This is a genomic window from Phenylobacterium sp., from assembly GCF_028290885.1.
Lineage (GTDB): Bacteria > Pseudomonadota > Alphaproteobacteria > Caulobacterales > Caulobacteraceae > Phenylobacterium.
The window spans coordinates 1-4,386 of sequence record NZ_JAQGIZ010000114.1; the positions used below are offsets into that span (position 1 = coordinate 1).

At 71.3% G+C, this 4,386-nt stretch carries 6 protein-coding genes; 2 read left to right on the forward strand and 4 right to left on the reverse strand.

Annotated elements, in window-relative coordinates:
* A partial coding sequence (locus JWP28_RS07805; protein WP_299541775.1) for an alpha/beta hydrolase occupies positions 1-848 on the forward strand: 848 nt, incomplete at its 5' end.
* A 194-nt stretch (positions 849-1,042) separates the two neighbouring features.
* Here JWP28_RS07805 and hisN read toward each other — a convergent pair.
* Both hisN and JWP28_RS07815 read right to left on the reverse strand, forming a co-directional pair.
* A complete protein-coding gene (gene hisN / locus JWP28_RS07810; RefSeq protein WP_299541777.1) occupies positions 1,043-1,870 on the reverse strand; it encodes a histidinol-phosphatase in 828 nt (275 codons plus the stop codon).
* Positions 1,871-1,896: 26 nt separating this feature from the next.
* Positions 1,897-2,289, reverse strand: a complete 393-nt coding sequence (locus JWP28_RS07815; protein WP_299541779.1) for a helix-turn-helix transcriptional regulator — start codon at positions 2,287-2,289, stop codon at positions 1,897-1,899.
* Positions 2,290-2,411: 122 nt separating this feature from the next.
* On the opposite strand from JWP28_RS07815, the gene JWP28_RS07820 reads away from it, so the two are divergent.
* Positions 2,412-3,329: a lysophospholipid acyltransferase family protein gene (locus tag JWP28_RS07820; protein ID WP_299541781.1), complete on the forward strand. Its 918-nt coding sequence runs from the start codon at positions 2,412-2,414 to the stop codon at positions 3,327-3,329.
* Here the strand turns inward: JWP28_RS07820 and JWP28_RS07825 are convergent.
* Both JWP28_RS07825 and JWP28_RS07830 read right to left on the reverse strand, forming a co-directional pair.
* Entirely contained in the window at positions 3,326-3,544 is a 219-nt protein-coding gene (locus JWP28_RS07825; RefSeq protein WP_299541783.1) for a DUF2093 domain-containing protein, read from the reverse strand. The genes JWP28_RS07820 and JWP28_RS07825 overlap by 4 nt on opposite strands.
* A 46-nt stretch (positions 3,545-3,590) precedes the next feature.
* Positions 3,591-4,386, reverse strand: a 796-nt coding sequence (locus JWP28_RS07830; RefSeq protein ID WP_299541785.1) for an exodeoxyribonuclease VII large subunit, incomplete at its 5' end; no start/stop codon positions are given.

Sequence of the window (4,386 nt, forward strand, 5' to 3'; positions counted from 1 at the left end):
AACTGGCGCTGGGCGGGCCGACCTGGGGGTGGATCGACTTCGGCCTGCGCGCCACCGCCTACCTCGCCCGGGCCGACACCTTGCGGAACGTCACCGTGCCCGTGGTCATTGTCTCTGCCGAGGACGACCAGCTTGTCGATACGGCGGCCCAGGCCGCCGCCGCCCGTCACCTGCCGCAGGGAAAGTTCATCAACGTCCCCGGCGCTTTTCACGAAATCCTGATGGAGACCGACCCGATGCGTAACATCTTCCTGAGAGCCTTCGACGCGCTCACCGGCCGGGTCGCGCCGACCCCCGCCGAGCCGCCCAAGGCCGCACCGGCCACTGCTCCGGCGCCGGCGCCGGCGCCCGCGGCCCCGACGGTCACAGCAAAGCCCGCCACGCCGACCCCGGCCGCTGCAAAACCAGCCGCGGCCAAGAAGCCTGCCACGGCCAAGAAGCCGGCCGCCAAGAAGCCCGCGGCGAAGAAGGCGCCCGCAGCCAAGGCGGCGGCCAAGCCCGCGCCCAAGGCCGTAGCGGTGAAGAAACCTGCGGCGGCCAAGAAGCCTGCGGCGAGGAAGCCGGCCGCCCAGGCCGCAGCGGTGAAGAAGCCGCCCGCCAAGGCGGCCGCCAAGCCGGCCGCGGCGAAGGCGCCGGCTGTGAAGAAGGCTCCGGCCAAGGCGCCGGCCGCCAAGAAGGCGCCCGCAGCCAAGGCCGCGGCGAAACCCGCCGCGGCGAAGAAGCCCGCTGTGGCGAAAAACCCCACTGCGGCGACGAAGCCCGCGGTGGCGAAGACGCCTGCCGCCACCAAGAAGCCGGCGGCGGCCAGGAAACCGCCCGCGAAGAAGGCGGCGCCGAAGAAGCCCTAGGTTGGAAACTCAACCAACTCATTGATTCAATTAATGTGACGTCATGGCCCGGCTTGTCCGGGCCACCCATGATCTCAGCGTCGAAGGGCGACCACGGCGGCTCCGTGGGCTCGCCTGCGCGATTCGGTGTTCATGGGTCGCCCGGACAAGCCGGGCGATGACGATCGTGGGGGTCAGATGATTGAGCCTTCAACCTAGGCTGCGGCGTCCGCGAGGGCGACCAGCGCCTGCTCGAGGCAGGCGCGGTCGCCGGCGATGGCGACCTGGCCGCCATGGTCGCCCACCGGTTCGCCCCGCCAGTCGGTGGTGAGCCCGCCTGCGCCGGCGATCACCGGGATCGCCGCGTCGATGTCCCAGGCCTGCAGGCGTGTCTCCAGCACCAGGTCCATCGTGCCGGCCGCGACCATGGCGTAGGCGTAGGCGTCGCAGCCCAGGCGCGCCAGCCGCGCCGCGGTGCGGACCGCGCGCCAGGCGTCCCGTTCCGCGCCCTGGAAGATGGCCGGGTCGGTGGTGGAGATGATGGCCTTGGAGAGTTGCGGGCAGGGCCGCACCCGGAGCGGCCGGCTCTGGCCGCGGGTCATCAGGCGCGAGCCGCCAGCGTGGCCGATGTAGAGCTCGCCAAGGAACGACTGGCCGATGGAGCCCAGCACGGGCCTGCCCTGCCACCGCAGGCCGATCAGGGTGCACCAGAGCGGCAGGCCGGCGATGAACGCCCGCGTCCCATCCACGGGATCCAGCACCCAGACGAACTCGGCGTCGGGCCGGTCCTCGCCATATTCCTCGCCGATGACGCCGTGGGCGGGATAGCGCTCGGAGATCAGGGCGCGGATGGCGCGCTCGGCGCCCTTGTCGGCGTCGGTGACAGGGTCGAAGCCCCGCTCGCCGCCCTTGTCCACCAGGCCGTGGTCAGCGCGGAACAGGGGCAGGATGGCCCCCGCCGCCGCGCGGTTGAGCTCGATGAGGAAGCTGTCGAGCTCTTCGAGAAGATCCGGAGCGAGACGGTCAGGGGATAAGGCGGTCATGCGACCGCTTTACCCCTTGGCGCCCTTTAGGGGAACGCGTGCCGGGTGGGCTCGAGCTCGCTCTCGTTGAGGAACTTCGCCAGCTCCAAGAGCCGCTGGCGCGGCCGTTCGCTCAGGTTCGTGAAGGCGCGGATCAAGGCCTTGGTCTCCTTGCCCGCCACCGGCTCCGGGGGCTCGGGGTCCTCCTGCGCGGGGCCGTCCACCGACAGGCCCTCGTAGAAGTAGCTCACCGGCACCTCCAGCACCTCGGACAGCTGCCAAAGGCGGGCCGCCGACATGCGATTGGCGGCGCATTCGTACTTCTGAATCTGCTGGAAGCGCACGCCGCAGGCGCTGGCGAGCTGCTGCTGGGTCAGGCCCAGGATCCGGCGGCGGCGGCGAAGCCGACGACCCAGATGAATATCGATCACATCCATCATGACGCGACGCCCGTTCTCCTCAAGGCGCATGTCCCGGTACGGGACGGCGCGCCGAGCCCGCCGCAAGCCTCGCGCCAATCCGCGCGTTGCCAGGGTCACAGGGTGAGCCGTACTAGAGGAGCATGACGGAATCACCGGCGCAGGGGCGACAGAACATCCTGTGGCGGATCGAGGCCTGGGCCTATGGCGCCGTAGCCCTGCTGGCGCGCATCTTCCCCATCGACGCAGTGTCCGATTTTGGCGCCAGGTTCTTTCGCACCTTCGGTCCGCTGACCAGCGCGCACCGCGTGGCGGAACGCAACCTGCGGATCGCCTTTCCGGACGCGCCCGACCAGGAGATCGCCCGCCTGCTGGACGAACAGTGGGGCCACGCAGGCCGCTGGGCCGCCGAGTTCCTGATCCTCGACCGGATCATCGCCGACCCTTCCCGAGTCGAAGTGGTGGGCGCCGAGCGGCTGGCGGCGATCCGCGATGGGGCCGGGCCGGTGATCTTCATCTCCGGCCACTTCTCGAGCTTCGAGATCATGCCGGCGGTGATCATCCATTCGGGCATCACCTGCCAGATCACCTACCGCGCCACCAACAACCCCTTCGTCGACGAGCGCATCCGCAAGAGCCGCTGGCGCTACGGCGTGCGGTTGTTCGCGCCGAAGGGCACGGACGGGGCCCGCGAGCTCCTGCGGGCGCTCTCGCGCGGCGAGTCCGTGGCCTTGATGAACGACCAGAAGTTCAATGGCGGCGTCGCCGCCCCGCTGTTCGGCGTGATGGCCCACACCGCGCCTGGCCCCTCCAGTTTCGCCCTGCGGTTCGGCGTCCCGCTGCAGCCGATGAGCGTGCAGCGCAAGCACAAGGCCCGCTTCCGCGTGGTGGTGCACGAGCCGATCCGGCTCACCGACACCGGCGACCGCAACGCCGATATCGAGGCGGGCGTGCGGCGGGTCAACGCCTTCATCGAGGATCGGGTGCGCGAACGCCCCGCCGAGTGGTTCTGGGTGCACAAGCGCTGGCCGAACGAGATCTACAAGCGCGGTGCGGCCTAGCCGTTCGTCTCGCGCCAGCGCTGCAGCGCCTCGGCCGGGCCGGCGTAGGCCTCCTGCAGGGGGGCGCTCCAGTAACGGAGCTGCTCCAGCGGGATCTTCAGGCCGGTGACCGCGCAGATCACGTAGCGGCCGGGCTTCAGCACCGCGAAGTCGCCGTCGCCGTAGTGCAGCCTGGCCAGGTCGGAGCCGGCGAAATCGCGGTCGTGAGCGTTCATCGCCCACTATTTAGCGCGGGGGCCCGTCCCAGAACAGGGGTCGGCCTCAGAACAGGTCGCCCTGCGCGACGGGACTGGCTTTCGGCTTGCCGCGGGCGGGTTTTGCGGCGGCCGCCTCGCCGCCGGACCCATCGATCACCGCCTGGCGGGTCACCTGGTCGCCGAACTTGATCGCCACCTCCTCGCCCGAGGCCAGCACCGCGCCCGCATGGACGATGGAGCCGTCGACGCGGGTGACGCGGGCGAAGCCGCGCTGCAGCGGCCGCTCCGGATCGACGGAGGCATAGAGCTTGGAGAGCGCGCCGAACCGCTCGCCGGCGCGCTCGAGGGCGCGCAGGACGCCCGGCTGCAGGCGCTGGGCGACCCCGTCCAGCCGCTGGCGCTGCACCGCCTGCGGCCGCTGGAGCAATAGCGGCGTCAGGCGCGCCGAGACCCGCACCAGCTCGCGCTCATGGGCCGCGGCGTTGCGCGCAAGCCCCGCCGCCAGCCGGCCGGAGACGATGTCGAAGCGCTGCTCGGCCAGCCGCAGCAGGTCCGGCAGGCGTCCCAGCGCCCGGCCGGCGGCCTCCACGCGCCCGCGGCGATCCTCCACGGCGCGCCCGCCGCAGCGGTGCATTCGCGCGCTCAGGTCGCTCACCGCCGCCTTCAGGTCGGCCAGCACCGGGGTCGCCATCTCGGCGGCGGCGGTCGGCGTCGGCGCGCGGCGGTCCGACACGAAGTCGATGAGGGTGGTGTCGGTCTCGTGGCCGACGGCGCTGATCAGCGGGATGACGCAGGCCGCCACGGCGCGGGCCAAGGCCTCGTCGTTGAACGGCCAGAGGTCCTCCACCGAACCTCCGCCG